This window comes from Bradyrhizobium sp. (assembly GCF_019244115.1).
Classification (GTDB): domain Bacteria; phylum Pseudomonadota; class Alphaproteobacteria; order Rhizobiales; family Xanthobacteraceae; genus Bradyrhizobium.
Genome location: NZ_JAFATE010000502.1, coordinates 1 through 16,328, shown reverse-complemented (window position 1 = coordinate 16,328; position 16,328 = coordinate 1). Strand labels below are relative to the sequence as shown.

Genomic DNA, 16,328 nt, shown 5'->3' with positions numbered 1-16,328 from the left:
GCGTCAAAATGGCACGACGGGCAAATTGCGCATGGCGCGCATGCGTGAAATCAGCCTCGGGCCGCAGCCGGCCGAAACCTCGCATTCTTTATTGGTGGTCCGCAGCGCGACCAGATCGCTGCACTTGTATGGATAGCCTCGCAGTTGTGAGCATGATCGCGTGTGGCAACAAAAAGAGGGCCGACGATTCATGCCGGCTCGATCTTCCTTGAAGGCCAAATTAGTTAGCCATCGGCAGACTCGGTCTATCCGAAGGAAGCTAGAGCGCGTCCGTTGCGAGCCTTTCGTCGGCCCGGGCGCCGTCCGCATTGAACGCCAACAGATCGCCAGGCTGGCAGCCGAGCTCTCGGCAGATCGCGTCGAGCGTGGAGAACCGGATCGCCTTCGCCTTGCCTGTCTTGAGGATCGACAGGTTGGCGAGGGTGATGCCGACGCGATCGGCGAGCTCCGTTAACGTCATGCGGCGTGCGTAGAGCAGCTCATCGAGGTTGACGACGATCGCCATGTTAGATCGTCCCTGCGAGTTCGGCGCGCATGTCACTGCCGCGCCTGAAAATCTGCGCAAGCACGAAGATCAGGAGCACGGCGAACAGCCCAGTCATCGAGATATGGACCGTATCGTGGATCTTCTCACGCACGGCGACCGGTGCGAGCAGGTAAACCGTCGGCTTGATCAGCGTGTCGATCACGTTGAGGCCGAGGAGCAGCCAAGCGACGCGGACAAGGTCCACGGCATTCGCCTCGATGAATGGATCGCCGACGCTGGCGCTGCCGACCACGCGCCGCAAAGCGCGGAGGATGAACTGGACGAGCGCGAGGGCCGCGATGCCGCCGGTATATGCCGCCAGCGCCATGCGACCGATCTCATCCGCTGTCATCGTGACGCCCGTCGCGCGCGCGATCTTATCGAGCGGCAGGCGTGAGGTAATGAGCCCAAAGATCGTGGCAGCCACGCCCAAAACGAGCATGCCGATCAGCAGCGTGGTCACGAGGATGCCGGCGCTCAATACCCACTGCGTGACCGCAAAGAGCTTTCTGTCGTTGGGCATTTTCTTCTTACTCCAAAATATATATTGATAATCGATATATCGTTTATCGATCCTAGTCAATATGTTTATCGATGATCGATAAATCTAGAAAAGGAAGACGGCCGCTGGCGATGGCCGCCGGAGGCACGGGGGGGCGTCACTCGGGGCTGCACGACCCGCCTGTGCAGCCGCTCTTTGTGACCGCACGCCGACACAAGCACTGCAGCAAGTCGGCAGCTTGGGGAATAGGAGTCGCCCGGGTTCTGTACTGCGGCTGCGCTCAGCCGTGCAGTCCGTCAGCGCACCGCGAAGACGAGAACGGTGCGTACGCGAATGATCCGAGCGTCCTCGGACCGATTCTTTCGCCGCGTCTGCTCAGTACGTTGGCCTCTCACGATGAGCGCCCGCATGATGCCGATCCTCAGCATGGTGTCGCCGCCATGCCCGACGACAAGCATCAGTGCTTCGATCGCGGTGCGCCATTCTTCTGCATCGTGCTCGCGCTTGGGCAGGCTCGCGATGTACTGACCGGCATCACGTGGGGTGTGCAGCACGCGGCCATCCGGCAACGGAATGGGATCACCGAAGGTGCGGTCTCAACCGCCAGCCAAAGGCTCACTCTTTCTTGGCATCCGGCTTGAACGATATGCCGAGCCGCAACGCCACCTTCTTGATCGACCCGGGCTTCCGCCCGGTCAGTTTCGCCACCTCGTCCAGGGATTTTGAGGCGCGCGCCAGCTCAATCAGACGGCGTTGTTCGGCAAACGACCAGCTTGGTTTTTGGGCCATATAAACAACAACTGAGCTTTGCGATCCATGAAAAGGCGCCAAGCGGACTATATTCGCTTGACGCCTTCGCCGTTGTGGCCGGACCTAAATTGTCCGGTTCATCCTCGATATCTGATTTGCGCAAGTTGGCAACAAATGCCGCATGTTAAGCTAAGTGCATAACCTTAATGCTCACCGCTCCTCCGCACCAAGTTGATGGCGGATCGCTCGCTGAAATCTTGGTGGTGCGCAGCGCGATCAGATGGCTGCGCTTGCACGGGAAGCCGCGAAACTGTGAGCAGTCGCGGCGGCGCATGTAGCTTTCGAGTTCGTCGATCGGGGTTGTCCCCGATCGGCGCACGATGTCGAGCGCGGCGGCCTGATGCGTATCACAACCGAGGCAGCGAACTTCGAGACAGCCGTATCCCGCATTGAGCGCATCGCCGAGCGTCGGCGATGATTGCGCGGGACCACGGGAAGCAAAGCATGCGCGCGTTCCAGGCTTCGCAGGCGAGCTTGCCGGCTTCCTCGCGTGCCTTCGCTGCGCGCTCTGCCGATGCCCGGACGGAGACGCCGTAGAGCCTGTCGTGTGACTTCGTGCTCATCGTCGAAGAATGCGTCGGGCGGATGCGGCTGATAAGCCGCTAATTTAGGCCTTGCGAATTGGCGTGGATGTCGGCGCAAGGGGTGGTCGCCTGTCGCGCAATGCGCCGCGTTCGGACCGGCCGACCAGTGTTTCTACGGAGCAACCGGTTTCGGTTTGAGGAGTTAAAATCCTTGTTGTCGGGCAGGGAAGAGTAACTTCGTGAGTATCGATGACGACTACCGAGCGCAGGCACAAGCCGCCATTCGATCGGCCGTGACGGCGACGTCCGAACGCGAGCGCCTGGAATGGGTGCGGATCGCTTTGGCATTCCACGATCTCGCGCCAACGAAGACAGAGGCCGTCGAGGTGCAGGCGCCGAGCCCTCCCTTGGTACCGATCCCATGACTCTGTTGCCGCGCTGCATCTTTTGCAGCAAAATGCGCAGCGGCCGTTGATTTTTGTTGAGCCCGGTCAATGAACCATCATGGAGGTGGGCTCTGCGCGCGACATCTCACGGCGACGGGCGATAAATCCAGATCGCAGCACCGGACGTCGATCCCGCGGGGACGGCCAGCAGCAAACGATCGAGTTCGGGTACGAACAGCGACGTCCGCGCGCCCGCAGCGGTTGGGATTCGGCCGGCCGACCGATAAGTCGCGCCATCGGCGGTCAGCACATCCATAAAACCCTGACCGCAACTGACGTAAACGCGATCGCGTCGGGAATCCACAAAGACATCGTCGATATCACCGCAGGTTTGCAGCGATGCGATCGGCTTGCCATCCGCCGCTGAGAAGACGCCGAGCTCCGCCGGACGACGAAACGCGACCAGGACATGCTGGCGGGCCTGGTCCAACGCCATGGCGAAGTTCGCGCTGTGGCCCACCGTCGGCCAGGACGCAATCTCCTTGCCGGTTGTGCGATTAACAACGCCGATTGCGTCAGCATTCGGCAGGTTGACGAAGATCCGCTCGCTACCACCGTCGAGTTGAAAACTTTCCGGGTGTGCCTTCAACGCCGCGCTTGCGATGATCGTGTGGGTCGCGGCATCCAGGATTGCCAATGCTCCATCACCATGGCCCACGATGACACGCCCCGCCTTGGAATCCACGCGAACGTTGTCGGCATCGCTGCCCAACTCGATGCGTCCCGCGGGTGTAAAATCGGCGCCCTTGAACAGCCGCAACGAGCCATCGCCTGCATTGGCCACATAGATCGTGTCGGTCACCGGATCGTAGCCGACACCCTGCGGCTCGGGAAGGTTGCCGACGATGCGGTCCAGATGCCGGGTCTTCAGGTCGGCGACCGCAAGTCCGCCGTGGCCCAGCGCCGCGACCAGCAAGCGTTGCCGGGCCAGATCGACCGCCATGTGATCGATCCGGCCGTGGACATCGCCAAGCGGGATTTTCGCTTCGAGTTGCAGCATCGGCGTATCAGCGCCTTCACTGCGATTGCCGGACGCGTTGAGCCCACTTTGATCAGCCGTATCCACGGATCGGTTCGCATCCTTGGCCGGCTCGTTACCATAGCGCGGCGTACCGTCCGGATTTGTGCCGACGATGGTGTGCGATGGGCTTGCGGGATATCCGCCCGTCTGGGCCGACGCCAATGGCGCGATGGCGATGCCAATTGCAATGCTGACAGCAGCAACAATGTTCATGTTTGCCTCCTGTCGCGTTTCCCTTCCAAAGCAAGTGTTATTTGACCAGCACCCAAGCCGGCTGCAGCAAGGGATAGGCGATCAGACCGATTACGGCCGTTGCCGCAATCAGTGCCGGATTGCTCACTTTCCAGCGGAACAGCACCGCGAGTGATACGATTGCGATCGCGACCGTCAGCCAGTCGCCGATCGCGATCTTGCCGAGCAGGATACAGGCGCCCAGGATGGTCCCGATCGCAGCGGAATAGGCGCCTTTGACAAAGCCCTGCACATTCGGGTTGTTCCGATGCCGCGCCAGCAGGGGCGCGACAATCAGCACCAGCAGGAACGAGGGCAGGAAGATGCCGATCGTGGAGACGAGCGAGCCCCAGAAGCCGGCGACCAGATAGCCGACGAAGGTTGCGGTGATCACCACCGGTCCGGGACTGATCATGCCGATCGCCACCGCGATCAAGAATTGCCGCTCGTCGAGCCAGCCATATTGCTGCACCAGCCCCTGCTCGAGGAAGGGGACGATCACCAGGCCGCTGCCGAAGGTCAGCGAGCCGGCCTTGAGGAAGAACAACAGAAGCTTCGTGAGCGTGGAGCCGGTTGCGACCGGCGCGATCGGGGCCGTCGCCGCCGGCACGACGGCCACCCCCGCCAAGGTCGCAGGCGTTCGTTTGAACAGGCTGCCGTAGTGAACCATCCCGACGATGCCGGCGCCGACAAACAACAGCGCTACTTCGGCCTGTAGAACGACGGTGACGGCAAGGCAGACGGCGGCGATCGCCCATTGCAGCCTATCCTCCATCCCGAGCCTTGCGAGGCGATAGCAGGAATGCAGAATCAACGCGATCACGGCGGGACTTACGCCATAAAAGATCGCGGTGACCGGCTGCAGATCCCCGAGATGGATGTAGAGCGCGCCCAGCGCGGCGACGATGACGAAATTCGGCAGGATGAAACACCATCCGCCGAGCCACGCCCCCCAGAAGCCGCCGCGCAGCCAGGCGATGTAGATGCCAACCTGGATGGCGAGCGGGCCGGGAAGGGACTGGCAGATGGCAATGGATTCCCGCATCTCATCCTTGCTGAGCCATTGCCTGTCATCGACCAGCTCCCGTTCCATCTGCCCGACCAGCGCGACCGGCCCGCCAAACCCGAGGAAGCCAAGCCGCAGGAAATAACGAACCAACTCGGTCAGCCGGCCGGATGGAATTGTCATCGCCATGCCTCAACCTGTCTCAATGCACACCGGTTCTCGATCGGTGGGACGCAATGCGCCTAAGCCTCGCGGCTATATTGTTCGTAGAGCTTGGCGGCGTTGTCCCACCGGATCGCTTCCATGTACACGTCGACGTAGCGCGCCGCCGCCGCGCCATAGTCCATGTGATAGGCATGCTCGTACATGTCGAGCACCAGCACCGGTCGGCCGCCGGCAAGCGTCGTTGTGTGATCGGCGGCCCATTGATTGACGAGCCGCCTGTCGCGCGGCGAGTAGGCCAGGATCACCCAGCCCGATCCGCCGCCTTCGGCCTTGCCCATCGCTGAGAATTCGGCGCGCCAGCGCTCCATGCTGCTAAAGTCGTGCGCGATGGCGTCGGCCAGCGGCCCGCTCGCCTTGCCGCCGCCGCCCAGTCCGTCGAAATAGATTTCGTGAAGGATCATGGAGTTCGAAGCGATGAGCTCCTCGCGCTTGAGGCCATTGATCACGAAATTTGGCGCCTTGGCAAAATCGAGATCGGCCAGTTGCGTGCCGATCGCGTTGAGGCGCTTCACCGCGCCGACATAATTGTTCTCGTAATGGCTGACGAGCACCTTTTCGGAGATGCCGGCGATGGATTTCGGGTCGAACGGCATCGGTTTGGGTTGATAAGGCACGGCGTTGCCTCCTGCCTGCTGATTGCCTTGAGCCAGTGCCTGCGTGCTCGCAAGTACGGCCGTCGATGCCGCGATGGCCCCGACGTTTCGGATGAAGTCCCGCCGCTCGGTATGTGTGCTCATTTTGCTTTCTCCACGTCCTCGGCGCCCCCAATTTTCGGAAATGCTGGCCGCGCGCTCATGCTGGACAACCCTCGGCGAGCGCGCCGCTCTCGATCATGCCTTCACCTTGTTGCTCGGCCAGTTGTGAGTTTCCTTCGTTGCATCGCGGCACCACCGATAGAAAGCGTCGTAGAGCATATGGCCGGCGCTCAGTTGCTTTAGATCGTCGTCGAACATGCGTGACAGTCCAAGCGAGGCGGCAAGCAGGCCGGAAGCTTCCGGCGACAGATCGAGACGCGCGGTGTCGGCGCCGCGCACCATCGTCGCCAGCCGCTCCAGCGCCGGTGTCGACAAGCCGAATTCCCTGACCATCACGTCGAACGTGCAGAACTCGCCCCGATGGCTCCAGAACACGTTCTCGATGTCGAACGCGGTGGCGCCGAAACGCTCGGCAACGGCTTCGACTTCCGACGATGCGACGAAGAGAAAAACCGCGCTGGGATCGACGAAACGGCGGATCAGCCACGGGCAGGCGATCCGATCGATTTTCGGTCGCTCCCGCGTGACCCAGACGGTGCGCCCGCGTTCATCTCGCTTTGGAATCCTGTCGGCCGGAATGGTCGGCAGACCCGCTTCTTTCCACGCGAGATGGCCGCCTTCGAGGACTTCGGCGGCGACATTGCCATGGCGTAGCCAGGCTGCGGTGCCTTCGCTGAGCTTCTGGCCCTCGTGGCAGATGATCACGGCGGATCGGCCGGCAATGCCTGGCGCCCACGCCTGGACGTCGCGATGGGAACGCCTTTGCGCGCCCGGGACGAGGCGCGGATCGGCGGCGAAATCCTCGTCGATGCGGACATCCACGAGCGCAGGTGCGTTGGGGGTGCCGATCAGCCGAAAGAGCTTGTCGGGGGAAATCGAGGTATATGAAGACATGCTGCGTCCTTTCGTGAAACAGGACGCGATTCTTGGGCATGTCGCCTCGCGGGGGGATCGCTGCCCCCGTGTCACCAATAGACTGCGAGCCGGCGCCGCTGTCAACGGTCTGTGAAAATCGGCTTCATACCAGGCAGTGACACAAGCGCGTGAACGGGCTTCCGCGGGTTGCCGCCCGGAACTAGGCGTCATGCGAGGCGGACGGGTTGCCTCATGTGCCGTCGCGTTCAAGCGGTCGCGATCGGGCGTGAGGATACCAGTCATGCGCTTGTAATATGACGACTGTCATGCAATCTTGCGCTTCTCGCAGGACATGCGACGGAGAGAGGCCTTGGACGCGCGAACCCGCCTGCTGCTCGAAGGCCCGCCGGGCCGCACCATCCTGCGGCTTGCCTGGCCCAACATGCTGGTCATGGTGGCGCAATCCGCGATCGGGCTGATCGAGACCTATTTCGTCGCGCGGCTGGGCAGCGACGCGCTGGCCGGGATGGCGTTGGTGTTTCCCGCTTTCATGCTGCTGCAGATGGTCTCGGCCGGCGCGGTTGGCGGCGCGATCCTGTCGTCGGTGTCACGGGCACTCGGGGCAGGGGACCTGCGCCGGGTCGATCAGGTGGTGTGGACGAGCCTGCTGCTCACGCTCGCGCTCGGCATCGTCACCACGTCGCTCATTCTGCCCCTTGGCCCTGCGCTCTACGCGGCAATGGGCGGATCGGGAGGTTCGCTCAAGGCCGCCGTGACTTATTCGTCGCTGGTGTTCGTCGGAACCATTCCGCTGTGGCTGTTCAATACCTTTGCCGCGATCATCCGCGGCACCGGCAACATGCTGATGCCGGCCGCCGTCATGGTCGCAGGCACGGTGCTGCTGATCCCGCTGTCGCCGCTGCTGATATTCGGCATCGGCCCGTTCCCACGGCTCGGCATCATCGGAGGGGCGTCCGCCGTGCTTGTCTACTATGTGCTCGGCGCGATCATCCTGGGCTGCTACATCTGGTCGGGCGCCGGCGTGATCCGTCCGTCGTTCAGGCCGCCCAAACTGTCGCGAGCGCCGGTCTTGGAAATCCTTCGGATCGGCATGGTGTCCGCGCTGACCAGCATGTCGACCAATGTCACGGTCGCGGTCGCGATGTCGCTCGTCAGCAAGACGGACGGCGCCTATGTCGCCGGCTACGGCACCGGCGTGCGTCTCGAATATCTTTTGGTGCCGCTGGTGTTCGGGATCGGCGCGCCGACCGCGGCGATGACCGGCACCAGCGTCGGCGCGGGCAATTTCGCCAGGGCGGGGCGGGTCGCCTGGACGGCCGCGGCACTTGCCGGCACCGTGACCGAAATGATCGGTCTGCTCGCCGCGCTAATGCCCGAGCATTGGCTAAAACTGTTTTCCGATGATCCGGCCATTGCCGCGGGTGGCGTCGAATATCTGCGCATCGTCGGTCCGGCCTATGGCCTGTTCGGCATCGGACTTGCACTCTACTTCGCCTCGCAGGGGACGGGCCGCATGGTCTTGCCGCTCACCGCGTCTTTGCTGCGGGTCGCGCTCGTTGCCGGCCTCGGCTGGCTCGGCGTGGCCCTGTCCGGTCCGACCGGCCTTTACGCAGTTCTGGTGCTTGGCCTGCTGGTCTACGCGGTCACCAACGCCTTTGGCGTGATGCGCTGGTCGCGGCTTTTGGCCGGGCCGCAGCCCGCGCCGGCGCGCGATGCACCATTGCCCGCTCCAGCCGAATGAATGAGAGTGATCACTATCACGCGCGTGTGACGTGCATCCCCTCCGAAGCTGATCGATCCTCCGTGGCAGCGGAGATGGTTCGGCATGACGGCGCATCGCTCGATCTCTCGGGCTCCGCGATGGACCCTGATGGCGCTTGTCGTTGCGCTTGCCTGCTGCACGATGGCGAAGGCACGCGCGGCGGACGACCTCTATCGTGCGCAGACCGTCCTCACCGGCCAGGGCGAGGCCAACCGGATGATCGGTTTTGCCGCCTGTCTGGAGGACGTCCTGATCAAGGTCTCAGGCGCGCTGAAACTCGCCGGCGATCCGCGCTTGCAGCCGTACAAGGCGCGCGCGAGCGAGTTCGTCAAAGCCTATCGCTATCACGACAAGATGTCCGGCACGCCGGTGCGTGATGAGCAGGGCACGCGCGACCGGCCCTACGATCTGTTCGTCGATTTCGATGACCAGAAGATCAACGGCATCTTGAGCGAGCTTGGTCTCAAGCCCTGGCTGTCGCGTCCTGTGCTCGGCGTCTTCGTCGCGATGGAGCAGGGCGCCCGAACCTATGTCGTCAGCTCCGACGCGAGGGCGTCCGATCTGCAGCGCGATGCGCTGCTCGCGGCTGCGGACAAGCGGGGACTACGCATCATATTGCCCGATGAAGCGGCGCTCGCGCGTTCCAGTCTCACTGGCCCCGGACTTGCGACGAGGCCGTCTTCGGCGTTGGCGCAGGCCGTGGCCGACCAGGGCGCGGAGCTGGTTCTGATCGGACATCTCAGGTGGGACGATGCCGATCTAGGCTGGGCCACCGATTGGCACTTCGACTGGCAGGGCCGGCCGTATCGCTGGCAGTTTCGCGGCGTCACCTTCGACGAAGCTTTTCGCCGCGGCATCGGCGGCGCGGCTCAGATTCTCTCGGGCAATGGCGATCCGCTTTAGCGCGACGCTTTACGGAGTTTCGCGACGTTGCCTTCGAGGAGGTTCGTTGCCGCGCATCGTGGCGCAGGGCAAAAATCTTCCACGCCCGTGCCATGCAGCGACAGCAACGTTGCTATTTCATAAGGCGCGCTTGCCGGCGGGCCTGGCGTTGCAAACATCTCTTGTCACGCGTCCTGAACGGAGACTGGCAAATGGGCCTGCAGGAAACCAAGATCGAATCGCTTCCCTTCGTGACCGCCGAACTCAACTATCTGAAGCCGACCTCGGCCAAGCCGCGCACCTACGCCTTTGATCCGCCGCCGGGCGAGCCGAAATCGACCAACCTGCCGGAGCCGCATCTCGTCCCGATCTTCAACGGACGCGGGATTGCCAACACTTTCTCGCTCGACCGCGAGGGTTTTGCGCTGGTGCGACATCCGACGGCGATGAAGGATTTTTACGACGAGAACGAGATCAGGCGGATCTACTATCCCGCGTCGGAAGCTTTCATCCGTGCGAGCCTGAAGGCGGACCGCGTGGTGCTGTTCGACCACACGGTGCGCAGGCGGGTCGAGGGCGCGGCCGACATCCGCGGCGCCGGCCCAAGGCAGCCGGCAACGCGCGTTCATGTCGATCAGACTGTGGCCTCGGGTCCGAACCGCGTGCGCGAGCATCTTGGCGATGAGGCCGATGAGCTCCTCAAGGGACGGGTGCAGGTGATCAATCTGTGGCGTCCGATCCGGGGGCCGGTGCGCGACGCCCCGCTTGCGATGTGCGACGGCACCAGCGTTGCCGACGGCGATCTCGTCGCCTCCGACCTGATCTATCCCAACCGGCGCGGCGAGACCTATTCGGTGACATACAATCCGGCCCATCGCTGGTTCTATTTCCCCGAAATGACGCCGGACGAGGCGCTGCTGCTGAAATGCTACGATTCCGCAACCGACGGCCGGACACGTTTTGGACCGCACACCGCGTTCACCGATCCGACGACGCCTCCCGGTGCGGCGCCGCGCGAAAGCATCGAGCTGCGCGCGCTGGTGTTTCACCGGAGCTGAGCAGCGTCACAAGAGGGCTCTGTCCGCTCACCGCGGATAATGCCAATAATCGTCGTCTTGAAAACATGATCGTCGCTCCCTGGCATTGAAACGATTCGGGCTCATCGACGAGAGCAATAGGAGGCGAAATGATACACGCTGTGGACGAATGCTCCAATGCGGCCTGGCGGTATCATCGGCGCGTTTGTCGCTGTGCATCCTATCGTGGTGGCGATTGATGCCGCCGATGCTCGTTCGAGCATGCACGCAGAGGTAGAGTACAGGACGACCAGCTGCTCGACCGATTCTAAGGTCGCGCGGGAAATGGCCTTGCCGCCGTCACCATCCGGTCTTGCTTTGGACAAAGCGCAGGGCCGATGTAACGAAGATTTTAGGATACTACATCCGCGGTCGTGGGGACCGGACCAAGGGGAGCGCCTGATGCAAGCCGCGCAGCGACAGCAAGCCATCGATCCGGCCGAGGTCGGGATCGAGCTCGAGCAGCCGGAGTCCGGAACAGGGTTTTCAGGTGTCGTCCGCGACGTGATCGCCCGCATCGGCGTGTGGCTCTACGAAGTCAGGGCAGCGTCTCCCGCCCCGAGGCGGCCGCGGGTCGCCCGCAGGTCGTTTGGCGGTGCGCTGCTTAAAATGATCGTAGTGCTGCTGCTGTTCGGTGGTATCGCCGGCGCGGCGCTGGCCTGGCAATATCCGCGCAGCGAGATGGTCAGGATGATGGTGGCGGAATATGCGCCGCAGCGCGTCATCGATCTGCTGCCGGCCGTGGACCCCCAGGACGCGGCGATGGAGGCGAACGCCGAGCTGCGGACGACTGTCGGCAATACCGGCGGCTATCAGGTCCCCGGTATGGACAATGGCGAGGCGAACGCCAACCTTTCGCCGATGGAGCAGCAGCAGCTGATCCAGAAGCTCGCGCGTGACGTCGAAAACCTGCAGCAGGGGATCGACCAGCTCAGGGCCGGCCAGGACCAGATGCTGCGCATGATGCTGCGGACGCCCGCAGCTCAGGCGCAGGCGAGGGCGCAAGTGGTGCCGCCGCGGCCGGCCGGGGCGACGACCGGGCTCGCGGCAGGGCTGCCTGGGCTCGCGCCCAATCCGCCGCAGCCGCGCCGGCCGGCGGTTCCGCCGCCACCCCGGTTCTACCAGTAGGTCGCCGGGCCGCGGGCGCGCTTACGGCTTCGTGATGGCGGCGGATGCGTCGGTTGGATGCCGGCTGTGCTAGACTTCGCCCGGTCGGAAGCACCCCTGCCCAGGAAGGAGCCAGCCATGACGAAAGTCTTCGTTGCTGCGGGTTTCGTTGCTGTTGCGTGTGCCGCCACGCCGGCCAGCGCCTGCGACTGGAGCCGCGAGGCCAGCGCCAGAAATCCCGTCGTCGCCACCACCACCGCGCCTGCCGGGCCGACCGCGCCTCAGGCCACGGCAAATCCGACCCAGCCGCCAAACGTTGCCGCCGATGCGAGCGCGCGCACGCCGGCCGATGCGCCGTCCGCGCCGGTGATGCTGGTCACCGATCGTCAGTGAGAATGGGCAGAGCCTCGGATGCGTTTCGACAGCGAAAGCCATCCGACGCGTTGCGCAGGTCACGCGCAGCCCTGAGGCGATGACACCAAGGCTCGATTCAGACCATTCAAACAGCGCGGGGACATTCGCTCACGATTCTCGCGGGCCGATGCGTCCCGAGGGCGAGGCGTTGGTCCGCGGATTTTCCGGCAGCTCAGGCGCGAGCTCGGCGAGCGCAAGAGCGAGCGCCATCACGCCTTCGACCTGCTTTATCTTGCCGCGCGCGCTTGTCGGGTTTCCGATTGCGGCACCGACAATCTGGCGTTGTATCTAAGCGTGAGTTCGCCCGGACACGTTCACGACCGCGAGCTCGATTCGGGCGAGCAAAGGGCTGACCTGAGAAGCGCATTGCGGTTGGCTGCTGACGAACTGTCGTCGGCGATCTATAGTTCAAAGCAGTGGGCATATTGAAGCCGCAGCGCGCCGAGGGTCTCTGTGCGCTTGAGGGCAGGGGAACGCCATGTCCGAGCTCAAACGCGGTGAAGTCGGTGGATATGGCGAGTTGGTGAAGCGTCCCCTGCCAGATGGGCTCGAGCTCTTCTTCATCCCCAGCCTCGCAGGAATGCTGTGGCGCGCGCAGCAAGAGAAGGGCGCCGCGCTGACCGAGGACGAGGTGCTTCAAATCCGTGACAGTTGGGGAGTCATGGTCATGACGCACGAGCACGCGCGCGCGATGGAAGAAAAAAGGGGCTATGTCGACATCGACGGCGCCGACGCCTGGCAGGCTGGTTGCGGCTGCAGGAGGATCAGGCGTAGGCGCAATAGCGAAGCGTATTGCGCCGAACCAAGCAAGAGAGGCGGATTAAGCCTCGCCAATCCGCCCTAAGAGCTAATCCGCCGCTACCGCTACCACAGCACCATTCGCCTCGCCGAAATACGAAAAATCTGTGGATACCACATTCTAGCCATATTCAGTGGGTGGACAGCTCAGGGGGGTGTTGACGACGCTCATAGGCGTTGAACGATCAGTCTCGCCTCCGACAGTCATCAAGGCTCTGCTGCTTCACGCTTGAAGCAGGAGATCGCCTAAAGGAGTTCGTAATGCGAGATGCAGTCGTAAAAGCCTTCGACATCAACGACGTTGAGCACAATATCGCCGATCAACTGGAAAAGGAGATCGCAGCCTTGACGCCGTCCGCTGGCGATGACGCCGGCAGCTATGCACCGCCTGCGAATCGCGCGGCGGCGCTGCCCAAATATGTCACGCACCTGGACGGCGCCACAGAGATTGGCAGACTCTCCGCCGAAGCCGTCATTCGCGAGTACGAGGCGGCGGCCAAGGAGATCGAGACGATGGGGCAGGAAATCGCCAGCCGACATGAGGCGATTACGGCGAGTGTGGCCGGGATGCTCGAGGACGTGAGGACGACCGCCGCTCACTTCCGCAACGAGGCCAAACGCATCTTCCACGAGATCGAGTCCTGCTCGGCCATCACGGAGGAGGTGCGGACGACCTGCGACACCTTGAAGAAGAAGATAGGCGTGAGAATCCCTCCAGTAACGTGACCTGTAACTGACGAGCCCCAATCAAACGTCGTTGGCGAACCGCGCAATTTCCAGGTCCGGTCGCGCCGGTGGCGTTGACGGGCATGATGCGCGCAGCGACATCCGGGCGTCGAGCGTGGATCAAACCAATTCAAAATCGCGATCCGCCCGAACCCGCATGTCGCTGATGCTCATGCGGGCCACGCTTGCTAAAATGAAATGTCATCGTCGATGAGCATATTCTTGGGCGCCAGAGGCAATGCCGCTGCGGGCAGCGGGACGTTGGTCACGACGAACAAATTCAGAATGTCTGACCAAAACGCGACAGCTAGTTCCGGATCGAAGATTTCGTGCCCGAGCATCATTGTAGCTTGATTGAGGATCTCGGCGATATTTGCAGTGCCATTCTTGCTAATACCAGCTGCATCAAGCTTGTCGCGTTTAACCTGCAATCCGAAGTACAAGACATGTTGCGTCGGCAGCGTGAAGCGCATCCAGATATCTTTGCCGTATTCGAGCGCTTTATCCTTATGGCCAGCGGCGGTCACACGATGAAAACCGAGCTGGCGAAACAACGGCAACAGCACGTCTTCGATCAACTGGTCTTCTGAGGCTTTGTCGAGAAAGGCGGCAAGCAGATCGCGGCGCGTTCGCTCGTCCTTTGAAAGAGGGCGATGCGGGTTTGCAGCCGATGCAGCGATTGCGCCCGTGCCGATGTGCCGAAGATAACATCTGTGATCGGCTGCATAAAATGCCTCGAAACCCTCGCGAGCCAGCGAGGTGTTCAACTTAGAGAGCGCGAACGTACGACCAGGATCGCCATCGTTCGCGTCACCAACGTCCATAAGCGTTGCGATGACCCGACAGAAAGTCGGCGGCGGCGTTTGTGCGTCACGATGTGGTTCTGCGAGGATTTGCTCGAGTACGCCCGATACCCAGGCGACGCGTGTTGAGCCGTCGTGTGCGAAGTCGGTGTCGGCGTCCCGGAAAAACCGTGTGATGTAGCTACTGCTACGGTAGACGAACGGCATACACTCGCCATTGCCGCAGATCATATCGGCAATCTCATCGAGGGTCCGTTGTCTCCACTTCATCAGTACTCCTGATTCACGCTTTGCGCGGCACCGGGCCGAACTACTCCGCCGCCTCGCTCGCGCCGCGGCTCTTGCGCGGCTTGTTCGCTTTGGCCAGGACGGGGGCCAAAAACTTGCCCGTGTAGCTGCGCTGTGCCTTCGCGATGTCCTCCGGGGTGCCCCAGGCGACGATCTCGCCGCCGCCATCGCCGCCTTCGGGGCCGAGGTCGATGACCCAGTCGGCGGTCTTGATCACCTCGAGATTGTGCTCGATCACCACCACCGTGTTGCCCTGCGACACCAGCTCGTGCAGCACCTCCAAAAGCTTCTTCACGTCGTGGAAGTGCAGACCGGTGGTCGGTTCGTCCAGGATATAGAGCGTGCGCCCGGTGGCACGCTTGGACAGCTCCTTGGCGAGCTTGACGCGCTGCGCCTCGCCGCCCGAGAGAGTTGTGGCCTGCTGGCCGACGTGGATGTAATCGAGGCCGACGCGGTGCAGGGTCTGAAACGTGTCGCGCACGCGCGGGACCGCCTTGAAGAACTCGGCGGCTTCCTCGACGGTCATATCCAAAACGTCGGCGATCGACTTGCCCTTGAACAGCACCTCCAGCGTCTCGCGGTTGTAGCGTTTTCCTTTGCAGACGTCGCAGGTGACGTAGACGTCGGGCAGAAAGTGCATCTCGATCTTGATGACGCCGTCGCCCTGGCAGGCCTCGCAGCGGCCGCCCTTGACGTTGAAGGAGAAGCGGCCGGGCTCGTAGCCGCGCGCCTTGGCCTCGGGCAGGCCGGCAAACCACTCGCGGATCGGCGTGAACGCGCCGGTATAGGTCGCGGGATTCGAGCGCGGGGTGCGGCCGATCGGCGACTGGTCGATGTCGATGATCTTGTCGATATGCTCCAGCCCCTCGATGCGGTCGTGCGGCGCGGCGCCTTCACTCGCGTTATTCAGCTTCCGGGCGATGGCGCGATACAGCGTATCGATCAGAAGCGTCGACTTGCCGCCGCCGGAGACGCCGGTCACGCAGGTGAACAGCCCCAGTGGAATTTCCGCACTGACATTCTTCAAATTGTTGCCGCGTGCGTTGACCACCTTGATGGTGCGGCGATGGTTCGGCGGCCGCCGCTCCGGCACCTCGACCGCGAGCTCGCCGGTGAGATACTTTCCGGTCAGTGATTTCGGGTTGCGCATGATATCGGCGGGCGTGCCCTGCGCCACGATATGGCCGCCATGCATGCCGGCGCCGGGGCCGATGTCGAGCACATGGTCGGCGAGGCGGATGGCGTCCTCGTCATGCTCGACCACGATCACGGTGTTGCCGAGGTCGCGCAGCCGCTTCAGCGTTTCCAGAAGCCGCTCGTTGTCGCGCTGATGCAGCCCGATCGACGGCTCGTCGAGCACATAGAGGACGCCGGTGAGCCCTGAGCCGATCTGCGAGGCGAGCCGGATGCGCTGGCTCTCGCCGCCGGAGAGCGTGCCGGAGGCGCGCGCCAGCGTCAGGTAGTTGAGGCCGACGTCCAGCAAAAACGACAGCCGCTCGCGGATCTCCTTCAGCACGCGCGCGGCGATCTCGTTCTGCTGCGCGTTGAGC

19 protein-coding genes and 1 pseudogene are annotated in these 16,328 nt (G+C 62.9%); 9 read left to right on the top strand and 11 right to left on the bottom strand.

The window, feature by feature from the left end:
* Positions 1–259 precede the first annotated feature (259 nt).
* The 5 genes and pseudogenes from JOZ76_RS22200 to JOZ76_RS22180 all read right to left on the bottom strand — a co-directional run bounded on the left by JOZ76_RS22200 (position 260) and on the right by JOZ76_RS22180 (position 2,401).
* Positions 260–505: a helix-turn-helix domain-containing protein gene (locus tag JOZ76_RS22200; protein ID WP_291701886.1), complete on the bottom strand. Its 246-nt coding sequence runs from the start codon at positions 503–505 to the stop codon at positions 260–262.
* Position 506: 1 nt separating this feature from the next.
* A complete protein-coding gene (locus tag JOZ76_RS22195; protein WP_291701884.1) occupies positions 507–1,049 on the bottom strand; it encodes a DUF2975 domain-containing protein in 543 nt (180 codons plus the stop codon).
* 275 nt (positions 1,050–1,324) lie between these two features.
* Positions 1,325–1,582, bottom strand: coding sequence for a hypothetical protein (locus JOZ76_RS22190; protein ID WP_291701882.1), 258 nt, complete (start codon positions 1,580–1,582; stop codon positions 1,325–1,327).
* A 61-nt stretch (positions 1,583–1,643) separates the two neighbouring features.
* Complete coding sequence (locus JOZ76_RS22185) at positions 1,644–1,859, bottom strand: hypothetical protein (RefSeq protein WP_291701891.1); 216 nt, start codon at positions 1,857–1,859, stop codon at positions 1,644–1,646.
* Between the two features lie 103 nt (positions 1,860–1,962).
* Positions 1,963–2,401, bottom strand: a pseudogene (locus JOZ76_RS22180) (hypothetical protein).
* 200 nt (positions 2,402–2,601) lie between these two features.
* Between JOZ76_RS22180 and JOZ76_RS22175 the strand changes: the two are divergent.
* A complete protein-coding gene (locus JOZ76_RS22175; RefSeq protein WP_291701880.1) occupies positions 2,602–2,787 on the top strand; it encodes a hypothetical protein in 186 nt (61 codons plus the stop codon).
* 106 nt (positions 2,788–2,893) lie between these two features.
* Here JOZ76_RS22175 and JOZ76_RS22170 read toward each other — a convergent pair whose 3' ends face one another.
* A complete protein-coding gene (locus JOZ76_RS22170) occupies positions 2,894–3,751 on the bottom strand; it encodes a YncE family protein (protein ID WP_291701878.1) in 858 nt (285 codons plus the stop codon).
* On the opposite strand from JOZ76_RS22170, the gene JOZ76_RS22165 reads away from it, so the two are divergent.
* Positions 3,728–4,087: a hypothetical protein gene (locus JOZ76_RS22165; RefSeq protein ID WP_291701876.1), complete on the top strand. Its 360-nt coding sequence runs from the start codon at positions 3,728–3,730 to the stop codon at positions 4,085–4,087. The two genes, JOZ76_RS22170 and JOZ76_RS22165, sit on opposite strands and share 24 nt — an antisense overlap.
* Here JOZ76_RS22165 and chrA read toward each other — a convergent pair.
* From chrA to JOZ76_RS22150, 3 genes are all read right to left on the bottom strand, one after another.
* Positions 4,080–5,249 carry a chromate efflux transporter gene (gene chrA / locus JOZ76_RS22160; RefSeq protein ID WP_291701874.1) on the bottom strand — a complete coding sequence of 390 codons (1,170 nt, stop codon included), beginning with the start codon at positions 5,247–5,249 and terminating at the stop codon, positions 4,080–4,082. The genes JOZ76_RS22165 and chrA overlap by 8 nt on opposite strands.
* Positions 5,250–5,308: 59 nt before the next feature.
* The gene (locus JOZ76_RS22155) at positions 5,309–5,905 is read right to left on the bottom strand and encodes a superoxide dismutase (protein ID WP_291701889.1); all 597 of its coding nucleotides are present in this window, start codon (positions 5,903–5,905) and stop codon (positions 5,309–5,311) included.
* Positions 5,906–6,121: 216 nt separating this feature from the next.
* The gene (locus JOZ76_RS22150; protein ID WP_291701872.1) at positions 6,122–6,940 is read right to left on the bottom strand and encodes a sulfurtransferase/chromate resistance protein; all 819 of its coding nucleotides are present in this window, start codon (positions 6,938–6,940) and stop codon (positions 6,122–6,124) included.
* A 331-nt stretch (positions 6,941–7,271) separates the two neighbouring features.
* On the opposite strand from JOZ76_RS22150, the gene JOZ76_RS22145 reads away from it, so the two are divergent.
* From JOZ76_RS22145 to JOZ76_RS22115, 7 genes are all read left to right on the top strand, one after another.
* Positions 7,272–8,663: an MATE family efflux transporter gene (locus JOZ76_RS22145; RefSeq protein WP_291701870.1), complete on the top strand. Its 1,392-nt coding sequence runs from the start codon at positions 7,272–7,274 to the stop codon at positions 8,661–8,663.
* A 129-nt stretch (positions 8,664–8,792) separates the two neighbouring features.
* On the top strand, positions 8,793–9,587 hold the full coding sequence (locus tag JOZ76_RS22140; protein WP_291701868.1) for a DUF2066 domain-containing protein: 795 nt from the start codon (positions 8,793–8,795) through the stop codon (positions 9,585–9,587).
* A 191-nt stretch (positions 9,588–9,778) separates the two neighbouring features.
* Positions 9,779–10,624: a CmcJ/NvfI family oxidoreductase gene (locus tag JOZ76_RS22135; RefSeq protein ID WP_291701866.1), complete on the top strand. Its 846-nt coding sequence runs from the start codon at positions 9,779–9,781 to the stop codon at positions 10,622–10,624.
* Between the two features lie 420 nt (positions 10,625–11,044).
* A complete protein-coding gene (locus JOZ76_RS22130) occupies positions 11,045–11,770 on the top strand; it encodes a hypothetical protein (RefSeq protein ID WP_291701864.1) in 726 nt (241 codons plus the stop codon).
* Positions 11,771–11,887: 117 nt separating this feature from the next.
* Positions 11,888–12,142, top strand: coding sequence for a hypothetical protein (locus JOZ76_RS22125; protein ID WP_291701862.1), 255 nt, complete (start codon positions 11,888–11,890; stop codon positions 12,140–12,142).
* A gap of 499 nt (positions 12,143–12,641) precedes the next feature.
* On the top strand, positions 12,642–13,007 hold the full coding sequence (locus JOZ76_RS22120) for a hypothetical protein (protein ID WP_291701860.1): 366 nt from the start codon (positions 12,642–12,644) through the stop codon (positions 13,005–13,007).
* Between the two features lie 215 nt (positions 13,008–13,222).
* Positions 13,223–13,687: a hypothetical protein gene (locus JOZ76_RS22115; RefSeq protein ID WP_291701858.1), complete on the top strand. Its 465-nt coding sequence runs from the start codon at positions 13,223–13,225 to the stop codon at positions 13,685–13,687.
* Positions 13,688–13,875: 188 nt separating this feature from the next.
* Here JOZ76_RS22115 and JOZ76_RS22110 read toward each other — a convergent pair whose 3' ends face one another.
* Together JOZ76_RS22110 and uvrA are read right to left on the bottom strand one after the other, a co-directional pair.
* Positions 13,876–14,760, bottom strand: a complete 885-nt coding sequence (locus JOZ76_RS22110) for a hypothetical protein (protein WP_291701856.1) — start codon at positions 14,758–14,760, stop codon at positions 13,876–13,878.
* 40 nt (positions 14,761–14,800) lie between these two features.
* The coding region (gene uvrA, locus JOZ76_RS22105; protein WP_291701854.1) for an excinuclease ABC subunit UvrA at positions 14,801–16,328 on the bottom strand (1,528 nt) is incomplete at its 5' end.

Bases quoted from the DNA above. Each gene is read 5' to 3' on its own strand.
- JOZ76_RS22200 (WP_291701886.1), bottom strand. From the start codon at position 505: ATGGCGATCGTCGTCAACCTCGATGAGCTGCTCTACGCACGCCGCATG.
- JOZ76_RS22195 (WP_291701884.1), bottom strand. From the start codon at position 1,049: ATGCCCAACGACAGAAAGCTCTTTGCGGTCACGCAGTGGGTATTGAGC.
- JOZ76_RS22170 (WP_291701878.1), bottom strand. From the start codon at position 3,751: ATGGCGGTCGATCTGGCCCGGCAACGCTTGCTGGTCGCGGCGCTGGGC.
- chrA (WP_291701874.1), bottom strand. From the start codon at position 5,249: ATGACAATTCCATCCGGCCGGCTGACCGAGTTGGTTCGTTATTTCCTG.
- JOZ76_RS22150 (WP_291701872.1), bottom strand. From the start codon at position 6,940: ATGTCTTCATATACCTCGATTTCCCCCGACAAGCTCTTTCGGCTGATC.
- JOZ76_RS22140 (WP_291701868.1), top strand. From the start codon at position 8,793: ATGGCGCTTGTCGTTGCGCTTGCCTGCTGCACGATGGCGAAGGCACGC.
- JOZ76_RS22135 (WP_291701866.1), top strand. From the start codon at position 9,779: ATGGGCCTGCAGGAAACCAAGATCGAATCGCTTCCCTTCGTGACCGCC.
- JOZ76_RS22130 (WP_291701864.1), top strand. From the start codon at position 11,045: ATGCAAGCCGCGCAGCGACAGCAAGCCATCGATCCGGCCGAGGTCGGG.
- JOZ76_RS22125 (WP_291701862.1), top strand. From the start codon at position 11,888: ATGACGAAAGTCTTCGTTGCTGCGGGTTTCGTTGCTGTTGCGTGTGCC.
- JOZ76_RS22120 (WP_291701860.1), top strand. From the start codon at position 12,642: ATGTCCGAGCTCAAACGCGGTGAAGTCGGTGGATATGGCGAGTTGGTG.
- JOZ76_RS22115 (WP_291701858.1), top strand. From the start codon at position 13,223: ATGCGAGATGCAGTCGTAAAAGCCTTCGACATCAACGACGTTGAGCAC.
- JOZ76_RS22110 (WP_291701856.1), bottom strand. From the start codon at position 14,760: ATGAAGTGGAGACAACGGACCCTCGATGAGATTGCCGATATGATCTGC.